The organism is Streptomyces sp. R35 (genome assembly GCF_041053035.1).
Classification (GTDB): Bacteria; Actinomycetota; Actinomycetes; order Streptomycetales; family Streptomycetaceae; genus Streptomyces; species Streptomyces lutosisoli.
In genome coordinates this window covers 442,588-468,482 of sequence record NZ_CP163440.1, presented here as the reverse complement: position 1 = coordinate 468,482, position 25,895 = coordinate 442,588, and the positions used below count along the sequence as shown (strand labels likewise).

At 68.2% G+C, this 25,895-nt stretch carries 25 protein-coding genes and 4 pseudogenes; 20 read left to right on the top strand and 9 right to left on the bottom strand.

The features are described 5' to 3' along the window. Positions 1-341 precede the first annotated feature (341 nt). On the bottom strand, positions 342-1,115 hold the full coding sequence (locus AB5J50_RS02400) for a hypothetical protein (RefSeq protein WP_369254428.1): 774 nt from the start codon (positions 1,113-1,115) through the stop codon (positions 342-344). Between the two features lie 467 nt (positions 1,116-1,582). On the opposite strand from AB5J50_RS02400, the gene AB5J50_RS02395 reads away from it, so the two are divergent. Together AB5J50_RS02395 and AB5J50_RS02390 are read left to right on the top strand one after the other, a co-directional pair. Further along, positions 1,583-2,227 (top strand): hypothetical protein, encoded by a 645-nt coding sequence (locus AB5J50_RS02395; protein ID WP_369254426.1) that lies wholly within the window; start codon positions 1,583-1,585, stop codon positions 2,225-2,227. Positions 2,228-2,787: 560 nt separating this feature from the next. Continuing rightward, complete coding sequence (locus AB5J50_RS02390; RefSeq protein ID WP_369254424.1) at positions 2,788-3,363, top strand: transcriptional regulator; 576 nt, start codon at positions 2,788-2,790, stop codon at positions 3,361-3,363. A gap of 468 nt (positions 3,364-3,831) precedes the next feature. Here AB5J50_RS02390 and AB5J50_RS02385 read toward each other — a convergent pair whose 3' ends face one another. Both AB5J50_RS02385 and AB5J50_RS02380 read right to left on the bottom strand, forming a co-directional pair. Next, positions 3,832-4,182: a VOC family protein gene (locus AB5J50_RS02385; protein WP_369254422.1), complete on the bottom strand. Its 351-nt coding sequence runs from the start codon at positions 4,180-4,182 to the stop codon at positions 3,832-3,834. A 202-nt stretch (positions 4,183-4,384) separates the two neighbouring features. Continuing rightward, positions 4,385-4,699 (bottom strand): annotated as a pseudogene (locus AB5J50_RS02380) (transposase); the annotation flags it as partial. Between the two features lie 1,041 nt (positions 4,700-5,740). Here AB5J50_RS02380 and AB5J50_RS02375 point away from each other — a divergent pair. Both AB5J50_RS02375 and AB5J50_RS02370 read left to right on the top strand, forming a co-directional pair. After that, positions 5,741-5,908, top strand: a complete 168-nt coding sequence (locus AB5J50_RS02375) for a hypothetical protein (protein ID WP_369254421.1) — start codon at positions 5,741-5,743, stop codon at positions 5,906-5,908. Between the two features lie 227 nt (positions 5,909-6,135). After that, positions 6,136-6,684, top strand: a complete 549-nt coding sequence (locus tag AB5J50_RS02370) for a transposase family protein (protein ID WP_369254419.1) — start codon at positions 6,136-6,138, stop codon at positions 6,682-6,684. A gap of 162 nt (positions 6,685-6,846) precedes the next feature. Here the strand turns inward: AB5J50_RS02370 and AB5J50_RS02365 are convergent, their stop codons facing one another. Further along, positions 6,847-7,104, bottom strand: coding sequence for a hypothetical protein (locus AB5J50_RS02365; protein ID WP_369254417.1), 258 nt, complete (start codon positions 7,102-7,104; stop codon positions 6,847-6,849). A gap of 1,216 nt (positions 7,105-8,320) precedes the next feature. Further along, positions 8,321-8,497, bottom strand: a complete 177-nt coding sequence (locus tag AB5J50_RS02360; RefSeq protein ID WP_369254415.1) for a hypothetical protein — start codon at positions 8,495-8,497, stop codon at positions 8,321-8,323. 287 nt (positions 8,498-8,784) lie between these two features. Between AB5J50_RS02360 and AB5J50_RS02355 the strand changes: the two genes are divergently transcribed. Next, positions 8,785-10,053, top strand: coding sequence for an MFS transporter (locus tag AB5J50_RS02355; protein ID WP_369254413.1), 1,269 nt, complete (start codon positions 8,785-8,787; stop codon positions 10,051-10,053). Between the two features lie 230 nt (positions 10,054-10,283). Here the strand turns inward: AB5J50_RS02355 and AB5J50_RS02350 are convergent, their stop codons facing one another. Beyond that, complete coding sequence (locus AB5J50_RS02350; protein ID WP_369254411.1) at positions 10,284-11,258, bottom strand: protein-ADP-ribose hydrolase; 975 nt, start codon at positions 11,256-11,258, stop codon at positions 10,284-10,286. Between the two features lie 430 nt (positions 11,259-11,688). Here AB5J50_RS02350 and AB5J50_RS02345 point away from each other — a divergent pair, with 430 nt between their 5' ends. Beyond that, entirely contained in the window at positions 11,689-12,735 is a 1,047-nt protein-coding gene (locus tag AB5J50_RS02345; RefSeq protein ID WP_369265282.1) for an IS30 family transposase, read from the top strand. A gap of 165 nt (positions 12,736-12,900) precedes the next feature. On the opposite strand, the gene AB5J50_RS02340 is transcribed toward AB5J50_RS02345, so the two are convergent. Continuing rightward, positions 12,901-13,269 (bottom strand): DUF2809 domain-containing protein, encoded by a 369-nt coding sequence (locus AB5J50_RS02340; protein ID WP_369265281.1) that lies wholly within the window; start codon positions 13,267-13,269, stop codon positions 12,901-12,903. Between the two features lie 353 nt (positions 13,270-13,622). Between AB5J50_RS02340 and AB5J50_RS02335 the strand changes: the two are divergent. Together AB5J50_RS02335 and AB5J50_RS02330 are read left to right on the top strand one after the other, a co-directional pair. Further along, positions 13,623-14,123: pseudogene (locus tag AB5J50_RS02335) on the top strand (hypothetical protein); the annotation flags it as partial. A 49-nt stretch (positions 14,124-14,172) separates the two neighbouring features. Further along, positions 14,173-14,733, top strand: a complete 561-nt coding sequence (locus AB5J50_RS02330) for a hypothetical protein (protein WP_369265280.1) — start codon at positions 14,173-14,175, stop codon at positions 14,731-14,733. On the opposite strand, the pseudogene AB5J50_RS02325 reads toward AB5J50_RS02330, so the two are convergent. Next, positions 14,628-14,957: pseudogene (locus tag AB5J50_RS02325) on the bottom strand (IS110 family transposase); the annotation flags it as partial. The gene AB5J50_RS02330 and the pseudogene AB5J50_RS02325 overlap by 106 nt on opposite strands. Positions 14,958-15,034: 77 nt before the next feature. Here AB5J50_RS02325 and AB5J50_RS02320 point away from each other — a divergent pair. The 9 genes and pseudogenes from AB5J50_RS02320 to AB5J50_RS02280 all read left to right on the top strand — a co-directional run bounded on the left by AB5J50_RS02320 (position 15,035) and on the right by AB5J50_RS02280 (position 21,821). Next, on the top strand, positions 15,035-15,715 hold the full coding sequence (locus AB5J50_RS02320) for a hypothetical protein (protein ID WP_369254409.1): 681 nt from the start codon (positions 15,035-15,037) through the stop codon (positions 15,713-15,715). Between the two features lie 1,481 nt (positions 15,716-17,196). After that, entirely contained in the window at positions 17,197-17,556 is a 360-nt protein-coding gene (locus tag AB5J50_RS02315) for a zinc ribbon domain-containing protein YjdM (RefSeq protein ID WP_369254407.1), read from the top strand. 161 nt (positions 17,557-17,717) lie between these two features. Next, positions 17,718-18,059: an ArsR/SmtB family transcription factor gene (locus AB5J50_RS02310; protein ID WP_369254405.1), complete on the top strand. Its 342-nt coding sequence runs from the start codon at positions 17,718-17,720 to the stop codon at positions 18,057-18,059. Next, positions 18,056-19,789 carry a SulP family inorganic anion transporter gene (locus AB5J50_RS02305; RefSeq protein WP_369254403.1) on the top strand — a complete coding sequence of 578 codons (1,734 nt, stop codon included), beginning with the start codon at positions 18,056-18,058 and terminating at the stop codon, positions 19,787-19,789. The genes AB5J50_RS02310 and AB5J50_RS02305 overlap by 4 nt, the downstream gene beginning before the upstream one ends. Then, positions 19,786-20,196 carry a pyridoxamine 5'-phosphate oxidase family protein gene (locus tag AB5J50_RS02300; protein ID WP_369254401.1) on the top strand — a complete coding sequence of 137 codons (411 nt, stop codon included), beginning with the start codon at positions 19,786-19,788 and terminating at the stop codon, positions 20,194-20,196. The genes AB5J50_RS02305 and AB5J50_RS02300 overlap by 4 nt, the downstream gene beginning before the upstream one ends. Beyond that, positions 20,196-20,621 carry an ATP-binding protein gene (locus AB5J50_RS02295; RefSeq protein ID WP_369254399.1) on the top strand — a complete coding sequence of 142 codons (426 nt, stop codon included), beginning with the start codon at positions 20,196-20,198 and terminating at the stop codon, positions 20,619-20,621. The genes AB5J50_RS02300 and AB5J50_RS02295 overlap by 1 nt, the downstream gene beginning before the upstream one ends. A 35-nt stretch (positions 20,622-20,656) precedes the next feature. After that, on the top strand, positions 20,657-21,049 hold the full coding sequence (locus tag AB5J50_RS02290) for an anti-sigma factor antagonist (protein WP_369254397.1): 393 nt from the start codon (positions 20,657-20,659) through the stop codon (positions 21,047-21,049). 184 nt (positions 21,050-21,233) lie between these two features. Further along, positions 21,234-21,473 (top strand): annotated as a pseudogene (locus AB5J50_RS02285) (peptidoglycan bridge formation glycyltransferase FemA/FemB family protein); the annotation flags it as partial. A gap of 24 nt (positions 21,474-21,497) precedes the next feature. Continuing rightward, positions 21,498-21,821, top strand: coding sequence for a hypothetical protein (locus tag AB5J50_RS02280; protein WP_369254395.1), 324 nt, complete (start codon positions 21,498-21,500; stop codon positions 21,819-21,821). A gap of 185 nt (positions 21,822-22,006) precedes the next feature. Here AB5J50_RS02280 and AB5J50_RS02275 read toward each other — a convergent pair whose 3' ends face one another. Beyond that, on the bottom strand, positions 22,007-22,624 hold the full coding sequence (locus AB5J50_RS02275) for a TetR/AcrR family transcriptional regulator (protein WP_369254393.1): 618 nt from the start codon (positions 22,622-22,624) through the stop codon (positions 22,007-22,009). A gap of 273 nt (positions 22,625-22,897) precedes the next feature. Here AB5J50_RS02275 and AB5J50_RS02270 point away from each other — a divergent pair, with 273 nt between their 5' ends. From AB5J50_RS02270 to AB5J50_RS02260, 3 genes are all read left to right on the top strand, one after another. Further along, positions 22,898-23,689, top strand: a complete 792-nt coding sequence (locus tag AB5J50_RS02270) for an SDR family NAD(P)-dependent oxidoreductase (protein ID WP_369254391.1) — start codon at positions 22,898-22,900, stop codon at positions 23,687-23,689. A gap of 322 nt (positions 23,690-24,011) precedes the next feature. After that, positions 24,012-25,076: an alkene reductase gene (locus AB5J50_RS02265; protein ID WP_369254389.1), complete on the top strand. Its 1,065-nt coding sequence runs from the start codon at positions 24,012-24,014 to the stop codon at positions 25,074-25,076. A gap of 153 nt (positions 25,077-25,229) precedes the next feature. After that, on the top strand, positions 25,230-25,658 hold the full coding sequence (locus AB5J50_RS02260; protein ID WP_369254387.1) for an ester cyclase: 429 nt from the start codon (positions 25,230-25,232) through the stop codon (positions 25,656-25,658). The last annotated feature ends 237 nt before the right edge of the window (positions 25,659-25,895 follow it).

Sequence of the window (25,895 nt, the reverse complement as noted above, 5' to 3'; positions counted from 1 at the left end):
GGCCGCATGATCCGGTGCACCAAACCGCGGGCGGACCTGACTACACAATGGTTGCCCCTGTACGGCGCAGGACTGGCCGTCGTCATATTCGGGGGTGCGGTGGCATTGCCGGGGGTCGCTCGGCGATGGTGTAGAGAGGCCGCGCGAAGTGTCACTTGCCAGCCGTCCCCTGACCTACCGTCAACAAGCCGGTCCTACACCGCGGTCCAAGTCGACAACCTGCAGTCGAACAAGACATCTGGCTTGAGGTGGTGGGTAGAAGGACGCAGCCGTGGGCACCTCCGACTTCGATGCTCACGGAACTGCGGACGGAGCGATTTTCAAGGAGCCCCAACAGCTGCTCAGGCTGGGTTGATTGGTGCGCTGGCACTGGCGATGAGCTGCTCCGCATCGGGCAGGAAGGCCTTGAGGTCGGTCTGGTCCTGGCCTTCGATCCCGATGGCGAACAGATGGCTTCTGCCCCCGTACCTGACATCGGACAGGTACAGCCGCAGCACCGCTGGCTCCGCGAGACCGTAGATATTGTCGCCGGAATTCGGCCAGGTCAGGAAGTCCGCGCAGGCCCGCGCCGGGCAGTCGGAGGCTTCGTTCACCGCCTTGCCGGAGATCGCGATGTCGACCACCTTCGCCGGGAGCGCGCCGGTGCCGATCGTGCCGCTGCGAGGTTCGGAGACCTGTAGGTTGGGGCGGCTCCTGAGCCAGGCCAGAAGCCCTGATGCGGTGCTGGGCACTCCGGCGGCACGCTTCCGGTCCTTGCCCACGGGGATGATGTCGGACCAGAACAGGACCCGGTGCGTATCCCAGTTGCCCTCCGGCGCCACGGAGAACTCGACGGGCTGGTCCTCATGGCTCTCCCACTGGCCTTTGAATATTACCGTCAGCTGCCCGTTGAAGAAGTGTGAAGTCCGGTACGGGCCCGCCGACAGGCTTCCGGGATCCGAACCCCCTGAGAGGCACGCCGGTGCGCAGCCCGGGATCCGTGCCGATGCCGTGGTCGTCGGAGTCCCGGATGACCTACCCGAGCCGCTTGCTTCGCCCGAGCCGCTGGTGCTGCTGCACCCGCTGACGAGTACTGCGGACAGCAGGACCGGAATGAGCCCGACAACGGATTTCATGACGGACTCCCCTTGTCCGGCGGCCAGGTCGACCTAAATGCTTACAGAGGTGCTGAAGGAAGTGAAGGAGGGCGAAGTCGCACATCCATGGGTATTAGCTCGCACGGCACGTTCCCCCCGGCCCACGAACTCCCCGGGCCCAGCGGACAGTAGGCGGCGATTACAGCCACCACAGCTGGTTCCGGCAAACCGCCCCACGACGGACGGTCACCTGCTGCCGATCACAACCCCGACCGGTATGAGTAGCACCGACTCGACCCACACCAGCCCCGTGACCAGCAAATTCAAGATGGAACCTCCTCGTTGGGAAGCCGGTGTGAGTCGGGGAGGGGCACGCGGTCTGGTGCGCACTTCATCGGCTCCAAAAGAGCCAATCTGCTTGTGTGAGGGGATGTTCACCGGTGCTCGGGGCGGGCGCGCGGGTGTATCGCGGCGGCCGCGGGAACGAGGGGGAGGGGGAGTGGGTCATGACGAGCGGGGATGAGACTCAGGGGGCGGTCTTCGGCTTGGGGCCGCTGCAGACGCGTGCCCTGGCCCGTGAGGCTGGGCGGGCGCGGGGGTTCCTGGCCGCAGGGGAGTGGTGTCCGGCCGCGGCGGACTGCGAGGCAGCGGCGGCTGTCCTGGGCCGTCTCGTGGCTCCGCTCCCGGCCCGGCGGGCTGCGACCGTACGGACGCTGGCCACGGACCGGGACCGGCGACTCCAACGCCTCCTGCGCACGACCCTCTATCACCTTGACGCAGGCACCGTCAGCCCGCCGGCAGCCGCCCTCTTGGCCGCCGTGGCCCGCGCTTTCCTGCCTTGGTACGCGACCCCGAACCCGCCGGCCGCGGCGGCGGCCCCGAGATACGGGACCCCGGCGGGGACGGCAGAGGGCTTGGCCGTGCCGCCGACGGAGGCTGGCGAGGCCCTGCTCCCCGATTTGATCGCGCTGTTCGCCGTGCTGGCCTCGGCGAGCCTGCCCGGGACCGTCCCGCTCACGCCGCCGGTCGAGCCCTGGCAGCTCCGGTACGCGGGCCGCTTCCGTCGGTATGGCAGACCCGCTTTCGGGGTGTGGACGGCTGAGACCGTCGCCTGCCGGCGTGCGGGGGTAAGGCCGGCCCGTGGACCGTGACCTGCGACTGGCGTCTGATCTCGCTGGGCTGCCCGTGCGGGGTGGTGACCCACGAGCACGGCCTGGCCTTCTCCGAAGTCTGGCTTCTTCTGCCGGATATGTGACCAGGTGTCGTGGCCGACCGCCCGCGCAACGACGCTCAGTCACAGCCAGCAGGTTGGAAAGGGCTCAGTGGCGGTATTGGGTCCGATGGAGATCGGTGTGCCGGCGCCGAGGGCGTCTTCGAGGCACTCGCGCAACACGGTGTCCTCGCTGTCCCGCGGGACTGGGGGAGTGCCGCTCATGGTCACGGCTCGCGCCGTGGGGGGCTGCGGCTTGCTTCCGGTGCAGCACCGTCGAAGGGGCTGCTGGGCCCGATTGCGCGGGCTGAGCGGGCGGTTGTGTAGCTTCACCGGATGCGTGACATCGGTTTGCAGTGGCCGGTGAGATTCTGCTGCATCCTGGCACTCCCGGAGTTGGGGATGCTGTTCTTGCGGTATCCCGAATTCCGGTATTCTTGATTTGTTCTGTGGTAGGTGGGCTTGAGTGACCGTCAATGACGAGCAGGCTGAGGGGGCGAGGTGCCGGAGAGGAATGTCGAGTTCGGGAAATACGGGGCTCGTGGTCTTAAAGGGCATGAGGCGGTGGCCCGTCGGCTCGACGCACTCGCCGGCTTTGTCGCCACTCCGGTCACGGTGCGGCGTGGTCTGCTGGCCCGGCTGCACTACCTCACCCGCAGCGACCATGCCCGCGCTGCTGCCCGCGATGCGGGTCTGACCGTCACGGAGCGCACGTTGAAGGCGTGGCTGGATGGCAGGCGGAGTCCGTCGGCGAAGAACCTCGACAGGATCGAGGCCGCTTACCGTACTGTGCGACGGCACAACGTGGCCCGGTACTTGCTTGCCCGCCTGAATCGTGAGGGTCGTGGCACCCGTGTGGAGTTCCACCCGCTGAACCAGTCCCAGGTTCCGAGGCCGCGTCAGCGGGTGATCGAGTACCGCACGCTCAATGTCCGTCACTGGGACCGCATTGTGCTGGCCTGGGTCGAGGACGACGACGAAGCACTCGACGATGCCTGGGTCAACGACGCGGTCATCGACTTGGGTTCCCAGTGGGGCGAGTACGAGTATGTGACCAACGTCGGGTTCGCGGCCTGATCCCCTTGTAGAGTCTCGGATTTCGTGTCGGAATGTCATTGTCGATGTCATTGTCGATGTCGATGTCGATGTCGGATCGGAGCCGGATCCGACGCGGGGCTGAGATCCGCAGGTCGCTGCCGAACCTCGTTTGAATGAAGCCTTTGCGGGTGTGCTCCCGTCGACGTGTCGGCGGGAGCACCGTGCTGTTGAGGGCAGGCCTGTTCTGTCGCATTGAAGCTGTCGGATTTTCGTCGCGTCACGTGCTGGGCGGCTGACCGGTGTCATCGAAGTCGGTCGATCACGGCGTCTTGACCTGCGGTGATGAAGTTCGATGACATAACGTCCGAGTGTCGCGTGATGGGCCGGACTGTTCCGAACCGCTACGAACGTGATTCCCATGCGGACGGCCTGCCTGTTGTGGCGGCGCCGCCGAAAAGGCTCCGCGGTCACCCTGAGATTCGTCTCGCTGAGCTGAGTGCTGTGGGGTCATAGGCTGTGGGCGATGGGGTGCAGCGGTTCGTACAGCGGGAGTTCGGCGCCGCTGGGGAGCCGGATCGCAGTCAGTTTGCCCCAGCGCTGTTCGCTGATCGGGCGGGTGATTTCGACGCCCCGCGCGCGGAACTCGCCGAGCTGGGAATCAAGGTCGTCGCACATCAGGTAGAACTCGTGCTGGGGCGGGCCGTCGGTCGGGTGCACGGCGATCTCGGCCGGGGGCAGCTTGAAGATGAGCCAGCCGCCGCCCGCGTCGACGCCGGGAAAGTCGAGGACGTCACGGATGAAGGCGCGGTCCGCCTCGGCGTCCTGGCTGTAGAGGATGACATGTGCACCGCTGATCATGGCTGGCTCCTGCCCGTCGATGTGCTGGCGGTCGTGTCCCCGGCATCCTGGCACGATCAGATCCCAAAGACCTTCGACTGCATTCGACGACACGACGACTGAGCGGGGGTGTCTTTTTCTTGGGTCTTCCACGATTTTCGTAGGCGTTGATCGCCTGAGTCCGGCAGGCAGTTGAGCCGGATGAGCTGGCGGGGAGTGCGTGTCCGGCGCGTTCGTAGGTCGGGCGTTTGAGCAGTTTGATCTTGTTGTTGACGCCTTCGGTCCGGCCGTTGTGGTGGGGCGGGGGCAGGGCGGCATCGACGGCGGCGCGGTCACGTTCGAGGCCGTTCGTGAAGGAGTGCAGGAGCGGCAGATCGGCCGCGCGGACGTCAAGGATCCAGCTGGTCGGGGCTTCATCATTGCCGTCGGCCGGGACCAACAGGTCGGCGAAGGCGCGGATCTGGGTCGCGAGGGCTGTCATTTCCGGGCAGGCGCTGGCGACTTGGCCGAGCAGGGCGTGCTGGTCGGTGTCTTTTGTGTGTGGCGAAGCCGTGGGTGCTGCCGTGTTTTCGTCTCCGGGGTGCGGTGTCGCGCCGTTTCCGGGGTGCCGGCTGCTGGGTGTGAACGTCGCTGCGGGCGGGGGAGTCGTGTGGCGTGCCGGGTCCCGGTGAGGCTGGGGTGACGACTCCGGGGGTTGGCTGCCAACTTGGTGGAGTTGGGTGAATGTGGTCATCCGTTTTCCGGCCGGTTCGGGCATGAGGGGAGCCCGGCAGTCGGTGGCAGCCGGCCCGTAGCGACAGAGGGCGGCCGGCCGCGCAGTGTGTGGTCTTGCCGGTTTCCGACCGGGCCGGGTCATGGCGCGGGTCCTGCCGGGAGACGTCTCGCCGCGCGGGCGGTGGAATGCAGCATGAGACCCGTCCGTATTTCCTCCTATTTGGGGGAGTTGAGTAAGGGTCGGTGGCGGGGTGGTGGATCGTCGCTGGCTGGTGTTGTGTGGTGCTGTCCGTGCCGGTTTCGGTCCGCCAGGTGCGGGGTCCGGCCCTTGCTGGAGTGCGGATTGCCGGCCGTGAACTTCGTTCCATGGGCGGGGAGTCGTGCGGGACAGGTTTATGGATCCCGGTGGAGTGGGGACACTATCCGTAAGAGTTGGTTACCAACTTGGTTAAGTTGGCCCGAGTTGGTCCTCCGTTTTCCTGTCAGCCCAGGTGGAACAGAGGTTGCCGGCCTGTAGCAGCAGGCCCGCAGGGGGAGTGTCAGCAGCCCCCGAACAGACGTGTGTGGCCCCGCCGGATCCCGATCCGGCGGGGCCACTGTCGTAGAGGCCGCACGCAGGATGCGGCAGATACGCCTCCCGCACCTGCATGTCTTCTCTCTCAGCCACGTTCTGACGTGCCGTCGGCAGGGCATCTCTGGGAACACGCATATGCGGCTGCTACCGCACGTGCACGGTTGACTGCCTGACCGTCTCACCTGGGCTGACACGAGAGGAAACATGATGAGGACCCGCCTGCCCGACATACACCGTCCCCCTGCCGCACCAGCACGTGACGAACGCCCCGCCGCCGTGGCGCAGCTTCCCGTGGCAAACGCGGTGGCCGCCGTGGTGATCGCCGTCGCCGCACTCCTGGGAGCCATCGCCGTCCTGCTGGTGATGCCCGGCCAGCTCGAAGCGCTGGGCACGGCCGTGACCCTCGCCGGCTCAGGCTTCACCCTCGCCGCCAAGATCGCAGTCCCACGCTCAGCCTGACACCTGACACCTGACACCTGACACCTGACACCAGGCCCTTGACGCCAGACATCAGACCCCAGCGGCTCTGGCTCGGCTCCCGGCTGCGGACCCGGGCTGGCGGTGACGTTGTTCGGCGGGTTCTGGCAGCGATCACCGAGGGGGCGCGGTCCGTGGTGGGGGCGTTCGATTCCGGACCGTGAGCCGGGGTATGCCCCGCCGTGGTACGCCGGTTATGACGCACCGTCATGTCCCGGTGGGGCGGGCTGAACTGTGCCGTCGGCGTCGACGTCCAGGGCATGAACCATGACGAACTCGCGTGGCAGGATGCGCTGTTCAAGGGAGTCGAGGTACTGGCCACCACGGCGGTGCACGGCGCGTGCGGGATGGTGGTGCGACTGAGCGGCAGCCGTGACGCGGGCTCGTGTCCGGCCTGCAGCCGGGCGTCGATACGCGTGCAAGACCGCTGCGAGCGTCGCTTGCAGGATCTTCCGCTGGCTGGGCACGCGGTACGGATCCTGTTCTCGGTGAGGCGCTTCGCATGCGCTGACGGCGCCTGTCTCAAGCGCACATTCGCTGAGCAGATACCAGGGTTGACCAGCCCATACGCCCGCGTTACTGATCGACTCGGCGCCTTGCTCGACCGGATCGCGCTCGCGTTGGCCGGCCGTGCCGGGGCGCGAATGGCCAATGCCCTGGGTCTGGCAGCGGGGTGGGGGCGCCGCGCTCGGCGCTATGGATGCCCTGCTGGTCGCAGACCGGTTCCATCTGTGGCAGAACCTCGGGCAGGCGGTTGAGGAGTGCGTCGCGGCTCACCGCGACCAGCTGCGCGCCCTCACCCTGCAGTCCGAGGAGGAGGCCGCGATCTCGACCCGCAGCACCCGCCAGGAGACGTCGATTACCGCCGATGCGTTGCCGACCGGCCCATGCCGCGCTCCCTCCGGAGTCGCGTCGGGAGCTCAAGCCCCTGGGCTTCTCTCGATTGCGGCCGAGCCGCCGGCGTCGATGCGCAGACGGTAGCCGGAGAGGTCGGGCCGGGCCGCTTCGTACAACTCATCCGGCAGGTCCACCTCGTGAGCGACTCTGCCTTCCGACAGAACAACCCCGGTCTGCGGTGGGGCGCCCTCAGACTGAACGCCGGGCCATGCCGCCGACACGATGTTTCCGGACTCGTCGGCCACAACGAGCAGCTTGGATGTTCGCAGTACACGCTCCATGGCCGAATCCTCCCTAATCCACTCTCTGCCCGCGAAGGACAAAATTCGAGTCAGAGGCGCCGGAGTTCACAACGGTCACCCAGTAGGAAGTGCGCGGAGGGGCACCGAATTGCGGGATGCTCTGAATACCGTAGCTAGTAACATCCATCTTCGGATCCTGCCCGACGCCGCGGGGTTCTGCCGCGATGAACTGAACGCCCTGCCATGTGTCACCCCATGACACCCAATACGTGTCCGACCCTCCAGCCGGCAGCCAGTACCAGCCAGCTTCCCAAGCCATGGCTACCTCCAGTTGACTCAGAGGTTTCCCCCGATTTGCTCACATATCGACCATACTCGGATGCATCCGACTCGGCAGGTCGGCGGCATGTTTCGAATCTTTAGCGGTAGTGATCCTTCCTTCCGGTGCTGCGGTCTGTGCAGCAAACGGAATTTCCCTGTCTTGCCGTAACGAGAATGACCCGATAGCCCGAAACATGATGGATCATCAGATGCGGGTTGGCGTCAGGCGGAACTCCACGTGAAAGCGAACTACCTCGACGGATGGTTCGACGTCGCCGGGCTTCTCCCGCCTGGAGGCCATCCGCGTGCTGCGACCCGGGACGGGGCGACGTCGTGGACGGCCGCTGAGGGTTCGGGGTGGCAAGGGCGTACTGCTCGCGCGCCAACCGGGCCTACTTACATCGGCGCAGGATCCGCTGCACCATTCCGGAACCAGCGGACCAGGCCGGCCACCACAAGCGCCGCGGCAGCAGCGGCGGGCACCCTCCCGCCTTCGACCGCGAGGACTACAAGGCCTGCCACGCGGTCGAGTGCGGGATCGACCGCCTAAAACGCAAACGAGCGGTGGCTACCCCGCTTCGGCAAGCTCTCCGTCCGCTTCGAGGGCCCTGTCGGGAGATGTTGTCAGGATCGATGCGGTTGGCGAGTTCTTCTGCGGGCGCGAGTTCGCGGTTGTGCTGGGCGAGGGTGAGCAGGCGGATGGCGTAGGCACGGCGCTGGATGCCGGTGCCGTGCTCGGCGATGAAGCCGACGAGCTGGCGGGCTTGGTCGATGTTGCCGTCGGCCAGGGAGAGGACGGTGGCGAACAGTGCCCCGGGGGCACCGGTCAGGGCAGTCCCGGCAACATGGCCACATGAGTGACTTCGGGGGGCGGGGACGGTCGAGCGGTCTCAGCGACGCCGCATCCCCCGTCCGTGGATGAGCCAGGGCGGTTTCAAGTTCCGTGATTGGTCTGGGTGTTGGGGATGCCGAGGATTGTGAGGGCTCGTGTGGGTTCGTCGCGGATGGCTCGGGTGGTCTTGGCAATGTTGTCGGCTCCCAGGATCTTCAGGGCGCCGGTGGCGAGGTTGCGGAAGGTGGCCATGGCGCGGGGTGCGGTGCCGGTGTGCATGCGGGAGGCGTCCTCGGCGAAGGTTACATCTCGGATGTTGCCGTGATCGCGGATCCGGAACCGCCCCGAGGTGAACGCGCAGGTCAGCGACCCTGCCCTCGTCCAGCGGACCCAGGTTCTCCAGCACGGCAGGGATAGGGGAAGATGCAACAGCAGGCACGGGACACTCTCATGATCATCGGGCTGAGACACCGCCCAATATCCTGCGCGAAGTATGGACTGGAGGTTCCGGTCGGCGGCGGAGGCCCAACACTAATGATCACCGGAGTCACCAGGGAGCCCGCAGCATGACCGGCACCACGGAGGCCCTTGGCGGGTCGGCTGTAGTCGACAATGCAGCACGAAGTGTCACGCGCCCGTTCTACGTATACGCCGTGCTCGCCAACACGCTGTTCCAGCGCGGCGTATTCGTCCTCTTCCTTTATCAGCGAGGCTTCTCCGCTGGGCAAGTGGCCCTACTGCAGACACTGCTCTACCTGGTCAGCGGACTTGCGGAGTTGCCGACGGGAGTCATCGCCGACCGAATCGGCAGGCGTGCCAGCATCGTGATCGGCCAGGTGCTGATAGCTGGATGTCTGCTCGGTCAGGTGGCGTTCTCCAACTACTGGGTGTTCCTGGCGCTGTTCATCGGGCAGGGCGTGGGCATGGCATGTGTGTCCGGTTCGGACACCGCCCTGCTGTACGACCTGCTCGTGCGTCGTGGTGCAACGGCCAGCTACGTCAAGATCAAGTCCCGGTTCACCATGCTCGGGACGGTCACCTCGGGAGCCGCCATCGTCCTCGGCGGCCAACTGCAGCAGATTTCCTGGGGAGTCGTCTACGTCGGCTCGGCGGCGTGCCTCGTCCTGGCCGTGGTGGTGCTGATGTCACGGGTGCCCGAGATCCGCGGCGCGGACGCGGTGGACGAGCAGGACGGAGCCGAGGAGCACGGCGACGCCACAGCATGGCGGGCGATGCTTCGGGTCGCCACGCCGGCGCTCGTGACGCTTGTCGTGGTGTCCGGATTGATGCATGCGACTTTGACGCCGTACATCATTTTTACGCAGAAGACCCTCTCCGATCAGGGAGCGGGCACCGCATTGGTCAGCGTGGTCATATCGGCGGGATTCTTCGCTGGCGGGCTCACTCCGCTGCTGTCGGACCGCGCGGACCGGCGCATCGGGTATCGGGTCATCGTCCCGGTGTCTCTCCTGACGCTCGCCGCGGCGCTCGGCCTGAGCGGCCTCGGCCTTGTCTGGGTCACCATCGCCGCGTTCCTGGGCCTGGTCGGAATTCCCGAGATCACCGCCGTGATCGTGGACAACGTGTTCAACGAGGCAGTGCCGTCGCGCCACCGGGCGAGCCTGCTGTCGATGATCGCATTCGTGGAGTCGGCGCTCATCGGCATCGGCTATCTCGTCCTCGGCGCGCTCATGGAGGGGCTGGGCTCCAGTGTGGGCATGGCCACCTACGCTGCGGTCCCCCTGCTGGCATGTCTCCTGTGGCTCCCGGTGCTCTTCCGAGGGGCACGGGTGACCACCGAGATCGAGAAGCCCGCCGACCAAAAGGCATCCTGAAACAGACCATCTCGAGCAACGCCCTGCCCGATGGCAGGGGCGTTGCTCGCTGACATGCCGCTCCCAGTCGGCGACGGAGCTGTCATCGCGACGATCAGCGCCGAAGGGGATGGGAAGAATCGCCTCCCCTGCCTGGCCACCCGTCCCCGTGCAGGCGACGGCTGAACGCCGACGGGCATGGTCCGGGCGCCGTTGTGGCCCGCTCGCCGGGTTGCTTCTTCGGGTTCCGCTCAGCCGATGAGGGCGCGCCGGTACGCCTGTTCGTCCTCGTCTCCGAAGACGGTGAAGACGACGCGGTCCAACCGGCCGGGGTGCGCGTCGAGCCAGTCGGCGACGGTGCGCAGGGCGACAGGGGCGGCCTCGACCTTGGGGTAACCGAAGACCCCGGTGCTCACGGCGCAGAAGGCGAGGGTGCGAATCATCTCCACCTCGGCGGCCACGTCCATGCAAGCCCGGTAGGACGAGGCCAGGGCCTGCGCGTCACTCGCACGGGGACGGCCGTCGATGACAGGGCCGACAGTGTGCAGGACGTACCGGGCCGGCAGATGGTACCCGCGGGTGATCTTGGCGGTGCCGGTCGGTTCGGACGCGCCCTGCAGGGTGATGATGGTGTGGCAGTCGTCGCGCAGACGGGGGCCGGCGGCGCTGTGGAGAGCGTTGTCGATGCAGGTGTGCAGAGGGTGGAAGCAGCCCAGCAGCGCACTGTTGGCGGCGTTGACGACGGCGTCCGCCGCGAGAGTCGTGATGTCTCCCCGCCACAGCACCGTCTGACCCGCCGCTCGGAAGACGGAGCGGGGGAACTCCTCTGCGACTGTTGGAAGTCGATCCACCGAGACGGTCGGCCGCAGATGCCGCTCCGCGCCGAGGACCGCGTCCACAGCGTCGGACGCGCCCTCGGGCAGCGGGCTTGGAGCACGGGTGGTCAGCAAGGCGCGCAGTATCCGCCGGGCCGTCTCCGCGTCGACGCCGACCGGACCTCGCAGGGAGTCGGCCCGCGGCCCCAGCCGGGGCACGGCCGGGTCGACGCTGAGCAGTCTCAGTGCCGAGCGCACCTGCTCATCCAGCCGGTCGGCCGGGGCGGGAATCGCCGCCGGTCGGAAGGGATCGTCCAGAGTGATTGCCGCGCGGTAGGCGGCAAGGGACAGCATCGAGGGTTGCGCCTTGTGCTCGGCGAAGCCGCCGGACTGGGCGCCGAAAGGGGTCATGGAAGGCTCCGGGTGTCACGGACGAGGATGAGCCGATGGCCCGGTGGGAACACGTCGCTGCGTACGTGCCGGGCCATCGGCTGGATCAGGTGAGGCCAATCTGCTGGAGGAAGGTCTGGTTGTCCCAGAAGCCCTTTCCGTCCGGCATCGGCCGTGAGAAGGTGCCCTGCAACACGCCGGTCACGGCCGTCAGATAGGGCGGCTTCTGCCGCGGGCGTTCGACGTCCTCGCTCGCCCTGTGTCGGGGCCGGCGGCGGTCTGGTAGTGGAGCGTGGCGCCGTCGGCGCTGTACGTGCTGTGGAAGACGACGCCGTTGCCGACGCTGAAGCAACAGGGCTACAGCAACAAAGAGGCGGCGAGACTCGTAGGCGTCCATCCCCGGACTGCCCGGGGATGGCGCAACGGCCGCGTCAACAGAGGCAGGGTCTGGCTGCCCGTTCGTTCAGAGCGGGCAGCCGTCCCTGCGTCGGCGGGCCGCTACCTCCGCGAAGATGAACGCATCCATATCGCGGACCGACTGCGGGAGAAGGCATCCATCCGCGCGATCGCCGCCGAGCTGGGCCGCAGCCCCTCGACGGTCAGCCGGGAGATACGCCGCAATGGCGCTCTCTGGCGTGGGACCCAGTGGACCTACCGGCCCCACGCCGCCCAGGCCCGCGCCGAGGCCCGCCGGCCCCGCCCCAAGCCCGGCAAGATCGGACAGAGCCCGAGGCTGCGGGACTACATCCAAGAGGGACTCGAACGCCGCTGGAGCCCCGAACAGATAGCCCAGCAGCTCCGCCGGGACTTCCCCGACGACCCGGAGATGCACGTGACACACGAGACCATCTACCAGGCTCTCTACGTCCAGGGCCGGGGCGAACTGCGCAGGGAACTCACCCGCGCCCTGCGATCGGGGCGGGCGCGGCGCAAGCCGCACCGGCAGTCCAACAAACGCCAACCGCGCTTTACGGCACCGATGGTGATGATCAGCGAGCGGCCCGCCGAGGCGGAGGACCGCGCTGTCCCCGGGCATTGGGAAGGCGACTGCATCGTCGGCCCCGGCCACCGCTCCGCGATCGGCACCCTCGTCGAGCGCTCCACCCGGTTCCTGATGCTGGTCCACCTGCCCGACGGGCACCGGGCCGAGCGCTTCCACCTCGCCCTGGCCGACACCGTCAAGCAGCTCCCGCCCCACCTGAAACGGTCACTGACCTGGGACCAGGGCAACGAAATGGCCGGCCACCAGGTCTTCTCCACGGCTGCGGACATGCGGGTCTACTTCTGCGACCCTGCCAGTCCCTGGCAGCGCGGCTCGAACGAGAACACCAACGGCCTGCTGCGGCAGTACTTCCCCAAGGGCACCGACCTCGCCGTCCACACCCGCGAGCACTTGGATGCCGTCGCCGCTGAACTCAACAGCCGCCCACGCAAGACGCTCGGCTGGGAAACCCCAGCCGAGCGTCTGTCTAAACTGCTCGCCACCACACGTCAGTGATCACGTGTTGCGACGATCATTGGAATCCGCCCCGTGGGGTGCGGGCGCTCTGTCATGTCACCGACGGATGGATCAGAAGGGGTAGTGGGCCTGCTGGGTCGCGATGGTCACCCAGCGAGTGCTGGAGAATGCCTCGCCGCGCGGCGGAAACCCCTGGCAGCGGTGCTATGTGCGCCGCTTCGCCGTTTGACCTCGGCCTGCGGCGTGGATGCACCAGCCGAGCGCGGCTCCGACGGCGTACCAGAACAGGTCGGGCGTATGGAAAGTGGAACCCAGAATGAGGTGGGCGACGACGCTCCGCCGGGACAGCTCCGCGGGTACCCCGCTGAGCTGGAGGAACTCGACCGCCCAGCTGATCCCCAGTGCGACCCCGGCAGCCGTCAAGGGCTTCGCCCGGGGCGCGGCCAGGACGACAAGGGTGTAGACGAGGGTGGTGTAGAGCGCGTCCCCGGAGTACTTGGCGACGTCTCCTTCCATCCCGGCCCTGGCCCCGAGCCCCACGGCAACCGTCAGCACGGCCGCCCCGGACGCCATGAGGCGGGTGCGCACCGGGCCGCCGCCGGTCACCAGTGGATCAGTCACGCGGACACCCTCTCATCCGGCCGCGTCGGGGCTCAGCCGCTCTCGTCGTGCTCCTGCCCATGTCAAGGCGCTCGGCGGCAAGTTGAAGATCGTCGCTGACTTCGGTGATGAGACCTACGTCCTCGGCTGACCCGATGCGGCGCCACCGGCCGCTCCGTACGTCTGAGCGTCCCGTACCGGGGCGCAAGGCGCATGCATCGCTCGCCCCCGGCGGCCGATTCCTCTGAGCGGCGGGGCCCCGGCCCCCGTACGGCGAATGGGCGGGCCGGGTGGCGGTCACGTGGACGCCGCGCTGGGATGGGAGGATGAGTCGTCGGACGGTTCGCTGGGATCCCGAATTGCCCGCAGCGGCCGGTGCCGCGGCCATGGCCACCGGCATCGTGTCCGTCGGGCTCCAACTGGCCGGCCACCGGACGCTCTCGTTGATTGCCCTCGCCGTCGACATGGCCCTGTGGCTCCTGCTCGCCACAGCTTTCACCAACGAGCTGCTCCGGCACCGGGACCGCTGGACCGCGCAGGCCGCCACCCCGCCCGCGCTCACCGCGGTCGCGGCCACCACCGTGCTGGGCACCCGGCTGTCACTGCTCGGGTGGCAGGAGGTCGCGACGGCCCTGCTGGCGATGGCGGCGCTGGTGTGGCCACTGCTGCTGGTGAACGTCCTGCGGCACGAGGGGCACCGGATGCCGGGTGCCGTCTTCCTCATCTGCGTCGCCACTCAGGGACTCGCGGTGCTCTGCGGGAGGCTGTCCGCCGCGGAGGGCGGTACCTGGCTCGGCTGGGCGGCCCTGGTCTTCTTCTGCCTCGGCCTGCCGCTGTACGGGGTCGCGCTGGCCCATTGCGACTACCGGCAGGTCCATGATGGGACGGGCGACCAGTGGGTGGCCGGCAGTGCACTGGTCATCTCGGCCCTCGCCGGGTCCGTACCTGACCGGTTCCACGCTGTGGACCGGGGGCGCGCACACCGTGCTGCGGGCCGCCGCGCTGGTGCTCCTCGCCCTCTCCCTCGGCTGGTACGCCGTGCTGATGTGTGCGGAGATCCGACGGCCGCGCCACATGTACGGCATCATGCGCTGGTCCAAGGTCTTCCCGCTCGGCATGACCGCGGTGGCGTGCCTGTCCCTGTCCACGTCGGCCGGCGTCGCGTGGCTGGAGCCTCTGGGGCTCGTCCTGCTGTGGATCGCGGCGGGCGCCTGGCTCCTGACGTGCGCCGCGCTGATCCGGATGCGCACCCGGGCGCAGCGAACATCACAGGGGCGAGGGCCGCCCCGGGCGCATACGAATATACCCGGCTTGTTGTCCGTTTCCGCAGGTCATGCGGCCTGTTCTGTTTGGAGGGTCACTTGGTCGCCGAGTTGGTTGAGCCGGCTCACCAGTCGTCGGGTCCGGCGGGTTCGGCCGGTGCATTCGAGGAAGTAGCCGCCGCTGAGGTCGGCGTACTCGATGTCGTGGGTGAACGTGCGCCAGACCTCGATGAGGATGGAGTGTTCCAGGACGACCAGGGCGCGTTTCTTGCCCCGGCGGCAGCGGATGTGTCGGTACCGGGCAGCGAGGCAGGTGTCCTTGGTGCGCGAGGCGCTGACGGCGGCCTGGCCGAGCGCCGCCTTCAGCCGTGGATCGCCGTGACGGGTCTTGCCGGTGGGCTGCCTGCCCGCGGACTCGTGGTTGCCGGGGCAGACGCCGACCCAGGCCGCGACCCGATCCCGAGCGGCAGCCGACCATGACCGGACACCACCCCTCCCATACGAACGATGCGAGCAATCCGTACTCCGAGGCCCGCTGGCCGATGGCCGGAGCCGTCCTCGCCGCCGTGGTGTTGACTCTGGTGCTGCCTGACGACCTGCGCCTGGGACCCCGCTGGGTGCTCCCTCTCGTCGAAGGACTGCTCCTGGTGGCGCTGATCGCGGGCGACCCCGTTCGGATCAGCCGCCGTTCGGCTGCCCTGCGCGCAGTAGCGATCGCCCTGGTCAGCGTGCTGATCTGTGGCGCCATCTGGTCGACGGTCCGGTTGATCGACGACCTCGTCAGCGGCGGGACCGAGACCAACTCCGCTTCCGCCCTGCTGCAGGCCGGCGGCAGCGTCTGGGCCTCCACCGTCCTCGCGTTTTCCCTGCTGTACTTCGAACTCGACAGTGGCGGAGCAGCCGCCCGGGCCCACCACATGCCCCCCACCCCCGCCCTCGCCTTTCCCCAGCACATGAGCCCCGAACTGAACGCCGCGCACTGGCGCCCCCGCTACATCGACTACCTCTACCTCGGACTCACCAACTCCACCGCCTTCAGCCCCACCGACGTCATGCCACTGGCCCCTTGGGCCAAGATCGTCATGGCCGTCCAGTCCCTCGTCTCCCTGCTCGTCCTCGGACTCATCATCGCCCGAGCCGTCAACGTTCTCGCCTGACAACCCGCCGCGGCAGACCACCGCACGGCGAACCGCTACGCCTGAACCCGCCTAGCCCGGAAGACCATGGCCGATGGGATCACGAGCGTTTGGCAATGAGGGACGACATCGTTGGTCGGCGCGGTCCGCCGATGGGAGTGCCGCACGGCACTCCACCCGCTCGGGACGTGGAGCTGCGCCCTGTGTGTGGACAGCGGTGGGCCCTCGCATCAGGGCCGAGGCAGTCACGGCGTGACCGGCAGGACGCGTCGGCCGCAGCCGGTTCTGTCGGCCGGCCGGGTTCCACGCGCTGAGAGTGTGCGCGCACGTTCGGCCCGCCGGGGATCGCGTGCCTCTCGCGAGAGAGAGGCCCCGAGGTGGCACAGGTGTCCGCGTTCGAGCTGTGGTTCAAGACCCGGAGCCGGGAATTCGAGGAGGTCGACGCCGCCCTGCAGGAGTGCTTCGGTCGCCGGGGCGGCCGGACGGCCCAGTGGCGCGAAGTTGAGTCGGCGAAACCGGTCTGGCCGTGCCGATGCGCGTTCGTGGCGCAACACAGCTGTCCGCGCCGCTTCCGGCGCCTGGAATCGGGTGACTGCCGACACGGGGGTGTCCGACGGCTGGCCGTTGAACGCCGGATCGTGGCTATGCTCGGTGTAGACGCGCTGTCCTGCGAAAACGGCCACGCAGTGGCTGGAAGGGAAATCCGCTGCGGGCGGGTTCGAGACCCGTTCCCGAGCCGGCGCGATCGGCCCCGATGCCTTCGGTCCGATCCTGAAGGGCCTCATTGAGGCCGTGTTGAGGCCGCAAGGACAGGAACAGACTGACAAGGATTGAGTAGTACCGGCATGGATCACCCCTTCTGGCCTGGGAAAACGCCGTAGATGGGCGTGGATCGGCAAGGGCCGCCAAGATCCTCAAAGGACTCATCATCCGTCGGCCGTGGGTTCGAGTCCCACCCGCCCCTCCTGTGCAGGTCTCTGACCTGCGGAAACGTTCATTTTTGGGTGTCGGAGCGTCAACTTTGCCTGAACGGACTGAATCCGCTGCGCGCGGGTTTGGAGTCCGGCGGTGGTCGGGGGAGTTCCCACCCCTCTGACCTGCGGCGAAGTAGGTGATCGAGGTTGTCGCTCGCTGTCCGGGCGACTGCCCTGAGGGGTGATGCCAAGATCCAGGGGCCGTACAGCGGCCGGGACGGCGCAGCCGTGGCTGCGCCGACGGTGTCTTCGGGCCGGTTCGTTGTCCCATTTGTTTGTTGTGTGGGCATGGGGCTGCAATCCACAGCGCGGCCAGTCGAGTACCGGGCCGGCAGCGGAGTCGGCGCAGATGCCGGTACGTCTGGTGCGCAGGCAGGGGTAGGACGACGCCAGCTGCTGCCTGCGCTGTGGAGAGGCTGTCGCCTTCGTGCCGCTCTCCCGTGTTCTGGGCACGGCCTCGCTTGGTGTCGGGGCCGGTCACCTCTCGTCCCGTCGGGACGAGAGACTGAGGACGGATACGCTGGTGGGATGATCGAAATTCTTCCTCCCTGTCCGAAGTGCTCGTGTGAGTACACGTACGAGATGAACGCTCTTGTGGTGTGCCCGGAGTGCGGCAATGAATGGGTGCCCGCCGAGAGCGGTGCCGAGGGCGGCGACGCCGCTGGGGAGCGCGTTGTCAAGGACTCTGTCGGCAATGTGCTGCAGGACGGCGACTCCGTGGTTGTGGTCAAGGCGCTTAAGGTCAAGGGGAGCCCGTCGGGGATCAAGGCCGGCACGAAGGTGCGCAACATCCGGCTGGTCGACGGGGTCGACGGCCACGACATCGACTGCAAGATCGACGGTTTCGGGGCGATGCAGCTGAAGTCGAGCGTGGTCAAGAAGGGCTGACCTGCCCGCCCCGCCCGCCGGGGCGGCCCGGCAGCGGCAGGATGCTGAATTGCAAAATTTCGCAATTGGTTAGATGCTGTGTTGGCTGTGCTCGCAGGTAGCCGCGGGTACAGCCCTTTATGTCTGCCCCGGTGGGGCGCTGTCGGGGAAGCCGAGGGGTCGTGTCTGTTCCGCTGTACCAGGCCAAGGCCGAGTTCTTCCGGATGCTGGGGCATCCCGTGCGGATACGGGTGCTGGAGCTGCTGCAGGATGGGCCGATGCCGGTACGCGATCTGCTGGCCGAGATCGGCGTGGAGCCCTCAGGTCTGTCGCAGCAGTTGGCGGTGTTGCGCCGCTCGGGCATCGTCCGGTCCAGGCGCGAGGGCTCGACGGTCGTCTACGAGCTGGCCGGCGGGGACGTAGCGGACCTGATGGGGGCCGCGCGCCGGATTCTGACCGAGATGCTGGCCGGGCGGAACGAGCTGCTGGCCGAGCTGCGGGAAACCGAGGTAGCCGCGCGATGACTTCCGCCGTCACCCGGATCTGGGGCCGACTCGCCGCGCTGCTGCCTGGCCGGACCGATCTGGGCGAGATCCGTCGCGACCCGCGCCGGGATCTGCTGGCCGGCCTCACGGTGGCGATCGTCGCGCTGCCGCTCGCGCTCGGTTTCGGCGTCTCCTCCGGGCTGGGCGCCGAGGCCGGACTGGCGACCGCGGTCATCGCGGGTGCGCTCGCCGCGGTGTTCGGCGGTTCGAATCTGCAGGTGTCGGGGCCGACGGGTGCGATGACGGTGGTGCTGGTGCCGATCGTCGCTGAGCATGGGCCGTCCGGGGTGCTCACGGTGGGGCTGATGGCGGGCCTGATGCTCATCGCGCTCGCCCTGCTGAGGGCCGGGAAGTACATGCAGTACGTGCCGGCGCCCGTCGTCGAGGGCTTCACCCTCGGCATCGCCTGTGTCATCGGTCTGCAGCAGATCCCGAATGCCCTCGGGGTACCCAAACCGGAGGGCGACCGCGTGCTGGTTGTCACCTGGCGCGCGCTGGCGGAGTTCGCGAAAGACCCGAACGGGACCGCCATCGCCTTCGCCCTGGCAGTTGCCGGCGTGATGCTGGTCGGCGCCCGCTGGCGGCCCACGATCCCCTTCTCCATCCTCGCGGTGATCGCGGCCACCGTCGTGGCGCAGGCCGCCGGCCTGGACGCGGCGAAGCCGATCGGTGACCTGCCGTCCGGCCTGCCCGCGCCTTCCCTCGCCTTCCTCGACCCGGGCGCGCTCGCTTCCCTGCTCGCCCCGGCGGTGGCGGTGGCGGCGCTGGCGGCCCTGGAGTCGCTGCTGTCGGCCTCGGTCGCCGACGGCATGACGGTGGGGCAGAAGCACGACCCGGACCGGGAGTTGTTCGGGCAGGGGGTGGCGAACATCGCCGCCCCGCTGTTCGGAGGCGTCCCGGCGACGGGCGCGATCGCCCGGACCGCGGTCAATGTACGCACCGGCGCGTCCTCGCGGCTGGCCGCCCTCGTCCATGCCGCCGTACTCGCGGTGATCGTCTTCGCGGCCGCCCCGCTGGTATCCAGGATTCCGCTGGCCGCGCTGGCGGGCGTGCTGCTGGCCACCGCCATCCGGATGGTCGAGGTCGGCTCACTGAAGGCGATGGCCAAGGCCACCCGCTCCGACGCCCTGATCCTGGTGCTGACCGCCGTGGCCACGCTCGCCCTCGACCTCGTGTACGCCGTGATCATCGGCCTGGTCGTCGCCGGTGCCCTGGCCCTGCGTGCTGTCGCCAAGCAGGCGCGCTTCGACCAGGTGCCGCTGGACAAGGCGGACCACAGCGCCGAAGAACACGCCTTGCTGGCCGAGCACATCGTGGCGTACCGCATCGACGGCCCGCTGTTCTTCGCCGCCGCCCACCGCTTCCTGCTGGAACTGACCGAGGTCGCCGACGTCCGCGTCGTCATCTTGCGCATGTCCCGGGTGTCGACCATGGACGCCACCGGCGCCCTGGTCCTCAAGGACGCGGTGGAAAAGCTCAACCGCCGCGGCATCGCCGTCATGACGTCCGGGATACGCCCCGGCCAGCGCCAGGTCCTGGACTCGGTCGGCGCGCTGGAGCTCCTGCGTCTGGAGGGGCGCGAGTACGCCACCACGCCCGAGGCGATCCAGGGCGCCCGCACCTACCTGGAATGCGCCGGAGTCATGCCGCCCCTGCCCGCCCAGACGTCCCGGCCCATCAGCGAGGAAACAGAGGAAACCGTCGGATGAGCACTGCGCCCGCATCGCTTCGCATGGTCGAGGTCTCCGGGGCCGAGGCCCTGTGGCTGCTGGAGGGCAGCGCGCTCGGCCGGCTGGTGTACACGCAGCGGGACCTGCCCGTGATCCGGCCCGGCTGGCACACATGGGAGTACGGCCGCCTGGTGGTGCGCGCTCCGGTGCAGGCGGCAGCGGTCCCGCTGACGGCGACGTACCAGGTGGACGAGGTGCGTGCCGCGACCGGCACCGGCTGGACGGTGACGGTGGCTGGGCCTGCCGAGGTGATCACCGATCCGAACGAGGCCGCCCACTACCGCCGTACGCTCACCGGCTGGACGTACGGCCCCCATGACACCATCGTCCGCGTCCATCCCCAGAGCGTCTCCGGCTTCCGGCTGGCCCGGGGGACGGAGAGCTGATGTCCACGCGGCTCGAAGCCCTGCCCTACCGGCATGTGCTCACCCTGCCCAGCGAGCCGTCCGCCGTCCGGCTGTCCCGGCAGACCGCCGAGCGGGCGCTGATCGAATGGGGCATCAGCCTGCGCCACCCCGCGGTCGACCCGGCCCTGCTGATACTCGGCGAGCTGGTTACCAACAGTGTCCGGCACGCTGCTGTGCTCTCCCCGCAGGTGACCGTCATCTATGCGGCGGGCGCGGACTGTCTGGCCTTCGCGGTCCATGACCGTCACCCCTACCAGCCGCCTCTGTACAGCGCGGTCACCGGCACTGGGAGCGGCGGCCTGGCCACGGTCATGGAGCTCACCCTCGGCCTGGGCGGCACCGCGGTCGTCCGCGCCGATGCCGACGGCAGGGGCAAGAGCATCTGGATCACCCTGCCCCTGTGATCCGAATGGGCAGACTGCGTAAGGAAGTTCACGACATGACCATCGAATGGCAGTACACCTCTGGTGAGGACTTCGGTCTCCTCTCCCTCGCCGGTTACCTCGGCTCCGAGGGCGCTCATCGCTTCTCGGGTGCCATCGGCTGGGTCCTGGCCCGGGGCACCGGACCTGTCGTAGTCGACATGACCGGGCTGCGTGGCTGGTCGATAGAGGGTCAGCTTGCTGTCACCGAAGCCGCCCGCCGTCTCATGGCGCATGACCGCAGCCTGGAGCTGGCGGCGATTCCGGCTGACGGGTCCCTCGTCCCCGACGGGGACTGCCCGCCCATCGCCGTCCACTGCGACCTCGCGGCAGCCCTCGCAGCACATGGGGCAAGCGACCTGGCCGACGACGGCCGACAGGACTGGCGCACCAGCGGCTGGCCCACCTGATCGCCGTGCGGCACACCCACCCGGCTTGATCGACTCGGACAACGGAGCATCAGCATATGACTCTTGGCGTGAGGGCCATCAGCCGTGATGAGCATCTGGGATTCGTCGCGTCTCGCCACTCGGTCAGCCACATGCAGGTGCCCTCGTGGAGCGAGGTGAAGCCGGACTGGCGTGCCGAGAGCCGGTCCAGCCCAACAACGCCATCCAGCGGCGCATGATGACCGACACCCATGAACTCGGCGCCGCCGTCTACGACTTCCGCGGCATCACCGACACCCTGGACGAGTCCAACCACCTCCTCGGCCTGCTGCGCCTGAAGGTCGGCTCGGGCGGTGAGGCCGTTGAGTACCTCGGCGTGGGGGAGGGACTTCCCCTCAACCGCCTGCTGCACAAGGCGCTGGACCTGTACATGGCGCGCCGCTGACGGGGGCAGGACCGGCTGGACGCGGTGCTGGCGATCGTCCGGCCGATCGTCGAGTGCAACCGCACCCAGATCGACAACGGACGCACTTACCTGCGAGAGATGGTCTTCGGCGACCCCGAGGAGCCCCGGCACAGCGCAGCACTCGCCATCGTCGCGCAGACCGAGGAGGCCATCGCCGCCGTGCTGCGCCGAGACGAGCGGGTCGCAGAGGGCGACGCCGCGACGCCGGCACACATCGTGTCCGCCGTGATGTTCCTCAGCACGGCGGCGAGCGTGAACATCGCCTTGAGCGTCGAGGAGATCGCGCAGGACATCCGCAGGCAGGTCGATGTCCTGCTGCCTCGCTGAAGCGCGGCCCAGCCTCAGGCCCAGGCGACCATCCGGATAGTCCTCGGCTGCGGCATGGCCCGAATAATCCCTAAATGGCAGGTCATCCGGCCGTTGCTGCCCATTCCGGCATGGCCGGAGGGGTGGGGCGGGCAGCCGGAGGGCTACCGCCACCGCGTGCTGCTGGGATTCCGGAGATTGCCTACCTACGTGGCGTCGGGTCCCACTCGCGCAGTCTCTGTCCCCAGGAGTCCGGGTCGGGGCCCGTGTGGTGCGGTCAGGGCTTTGTGGGTCGATTCCAGGATCTTTTCCGACAGTTCTGTGCCCGCCGTGGCGCGGGCGAGCAGGATCGCGCCGACCAGGGTGGCCACCATGGGAAGGCCGTCGTCGGCGTCGGTTGACAGCCACGCGGCGAATTCCTGGACTCCGGCCGCGTACGTTTCACGTACCTCCCCGGCTGTGGGCTCGCGAGCCATGTCCCCTGCGAATCCGGCGGTGGGGCAACCGGTGCCGGGCTGGTCACGGTGCTCGGCCGACAGGTAGAAGTCGACGAGGGCGCCGCGTGCGGTGGCGTGATCGCCGTGGGCCGTGTCGAACGACGCCAGGAGTAGGTCAAGGTCCCCGAAAGCCGCTTGGGCCGCCTCGGCGATCAGGGCCTCCTTGGAGGGGAACTGCTTGTAGAAGCCGCCCGTGGTCAGCCCGATGGACTTCATCAGATCGGCGACGCTGATGCCGTTCACGCCGCGCTCCCGGAAGAGCTGGGAGGCCGCGGCGACCGCGCGCCTGCGGTTTTCGAGCGCTTGTGCCTGCGAAACGCGACTCATCAGTCACCTGCTCACGTTAGATAGTTGGATGCATCTATCGTACGCGAAGTGCCGGACGGTCGGCCGTAGAGCCCTCTTCCCGTACGACTCTTTCTCGCTCTGGCAAGGCGAAAGGCTCGCGGGTCCGCCCGGCCTCCGGTTGTGGACGGGTGGCTGGCGGCGTCGCAGCGATTGACCGGATCTCTTTAGATAGCTATCGTAATCTAAAGCGCGGCCGACGCTCTGGCCCCTACTCATCCGCTCATCCGTCAGACCAGAAATGAGATCCACCCCATGACCACGCAGAACAAGACCGCAGTCGTCACCGGCGCATCCGCCGGCCTGGGTAGTGCCTACGCGCAGCGGCTTGCCGACCGGGGCTACGACCTGATCCTGGTGGCCCGGAACGCTGAGCGCCTGGAAACGCTGGCGTCGGACATCCGCAGCCGCACGGGCCGTGCAGTGGACGTTGTCACCGCCGACCTCACCGATGCGGCGCAGATCTCCGTGGTCGAGGAGCGTCTGCGGACCGACGAGAGCATCGAGGTGCTGATCAATAACGCCGGCGGGGGGCTGTTCACCCCGCTGGCAACCTCCGACGCGGCGGCCTCCGAGGCACTGATCAACCTCAACGTGACCTCGCTGACCAGGCTGACCACCGCCGTCCTGCCGGGCCTGACGGCCCGCGGGCACGGCACCGTGGTGAACATCTCCTCTGCCCTGGCTCTCAACATCCTGCCCGTCAGCGCCGTCTACAGCGGTACCAAGAGCTACGTGCTGACATTCACCCAGGCCCTTCAGCAGGAACTCGCCGAGAGCCCCGTCGTGGTGCAGGCCGTACTGCCGGGCGCTGTCCGTACGGAGTTCTGGGACGGCTCCGGCGCCGACCTCGGGGCGTTCCCCGACGAGTGGATCATGAGTGCGGACGACGTCGTCGACGCGGCGCTCGCCGGCCTCGACGCCGGAGAGCCCGTCACCATCCCCTCACTGCCGGAGATCAGCGACTGGGAGTCGTTCGAGAAGGCTCGTCAGACACTCGTCCCGAACCTGTCGCTGAAGGTCCCGGCCGATCGCTACCGCGGCTGACCACCGCACCGACTCCCGTGCGGGAGTCCCTTTGCGACAACGGCACGGCCGCTGCCGCACAAGACCGATGCGTCATGCGGCGTGGGGGAAGACCGACACACTCGCCACCTTCCCCTCGCCCACCCAAACAGCCGGGGGACGGCACCGCAGTGGCGGCGGTCATGTGCGCGGCAAGCCCGTCCGCCCCGTCGACTGCCCCTCCGCGCAGTTGCCTTCCATGGTGGAAGGACCCGGGCCCATCAGGCCACTCACCGCGTACACGCTACTCCCGGCAACCCGCCACCCCGCAACTCTCTCTCACCCTTCGTTTGAGGAAACATCCATGTCGAACGCCCTGTGGAACCCAACGACCGTCGGGGAGATCTCCCTGCCGCACCGGCTGGCCATGGCCCCCATGACGCGCAACCGGTCCACCCCCAACGGCGTGCCGACCGAGCTGAACGCCGAGTACTACGCCCAGCGTGCCTCGCACGCCCTCGTCATCACCGAGGGCACCCAGCCCAACGCCGACGGACAGGGCTACCTGCTCACCCCCGGCATCCACTCCGAGGAGCACATCGCCGGCTGGCGCAAGGTCACCGACGCCGTGCACAAGGCCGACGGACGCATCGTCATCCAGCTCATGCACGCAGGACGGATGTCCCACCCCGACAACACCCCCCACCACCGGCAGCCGGTCGCCCCCTCCCCGGTCCAGCCGGCGGGCGAGATGTTCACCCTGTCCGGCCCGCAGGAGATGCCGGTACCGCGCGAGCTGTCCACCGAGGAGGTCGCCGCGACGGTCGACGACTTCCGGCGCGCCGCCGCGGCCGCCGTCGCCGCCGGCGCCGACGGCGTGGAGATCCACGGCGCCAACGGCTACCTCCTGCACCAGTTCCTCGCCGACAACACCAACCAGCGCACCGACCGCTACGGCGGCTCCGTCGACAACCGCATCCGCTTCGCCGTCGAGATCGCCACCGCCGTGGCCGAGGAGATCGGCGCAAGCCGCACCGGCCTGCGGATCTCTCCCGGCAACCCGTTCAACGACATCGCGGAGAGCGACACCCACGACCTGTACCCGGCACTCGTAGGCGCTCTCGCCCCCCTCGACCTCGCGTACCTGCACATCGGAAACCACGGCGGCGACGACGCACTCCTGTACACCCTCCGCAGGCTGTGGCCGACCACCCTCGTCCTCAACCGGGCCGGCACCGACATCGCCACCCGCGCCAAGGACATCGAAGACGGCATCGCCGACGTCATCACCGTCGGCACGATGGCCCTCGCCAACCCCGACCTGGTCGAGCGCGTACGCACCGGCGCGCCGCTGAACACCCCCGATTTCGCCACCGTCTACGGCGGCGGCGAGGCCGGCTACACCGACTACCCCACCCACACCGCCTGACAAACCCCGGCCGGGCGCTTCGCCTCCGCGAGAAGAAGCAGCCGCTGCCCGGCGCCATCGCCGGACCCTGCTCGTCCAACCCGCCAGTTCGACCCGATTCCACAGTCCATCACCGGGGCCGAGCCGCTCCGTCCATCCACATTGGAGAAGCACATGTCTTCCTCGAACGTCGAAACCCGAACGTCCACCGCCGACTTGCACCGACTTGCCGATGAGTACGTCAAGCTCGTCAACCTGCGTGACCTCGACGCCCTGTTCGCCCTGTACGCGCCGGACTTCCGCAACCACGCCGCCGACGGCACCGCCACCGGCCTCGAGGAGACCCGCGCGGTGCTGGCGTCGTTCCTCGACGCGGTCCCCGACTTCGCCGCCACGCCGGTTCGTGTCGTCGCCGAGGACGATTGGTTCGCGATCAGCTTCATCCTCACCGGCACGAACACCGGGCCCTTCAACGGCACTCCCGCCACCGGCCGATCGATCAAGGTGCTGGAGCTCCGCATGTTCAAGGTGGCAGACGGGAAGCTCACCGAGCACTGGGGCCTCATCGACCTGGCGACGCTCTTCGCCCAATTGCAGTCCTGAGCTGAGTCCAGACCCTCCCGTGCAGCCACAGGAAGTTGAGGAACAGGCAGACGTCCGCTTCGTCTCTCTCGTGTAGCCCCGGAACGGACTATTGCGCGTGTACAGGCTGAGGAGCTCGTCGACGCGGTAGTCCGGCGAAAGCAGAATCGGATCACCGGGTCGGATACCGGTCGACTCTTCGCGCTCCGCCAGACCTGCCCACCTCTCCAACACGGGCACTTGTGGCGACACGCTCGG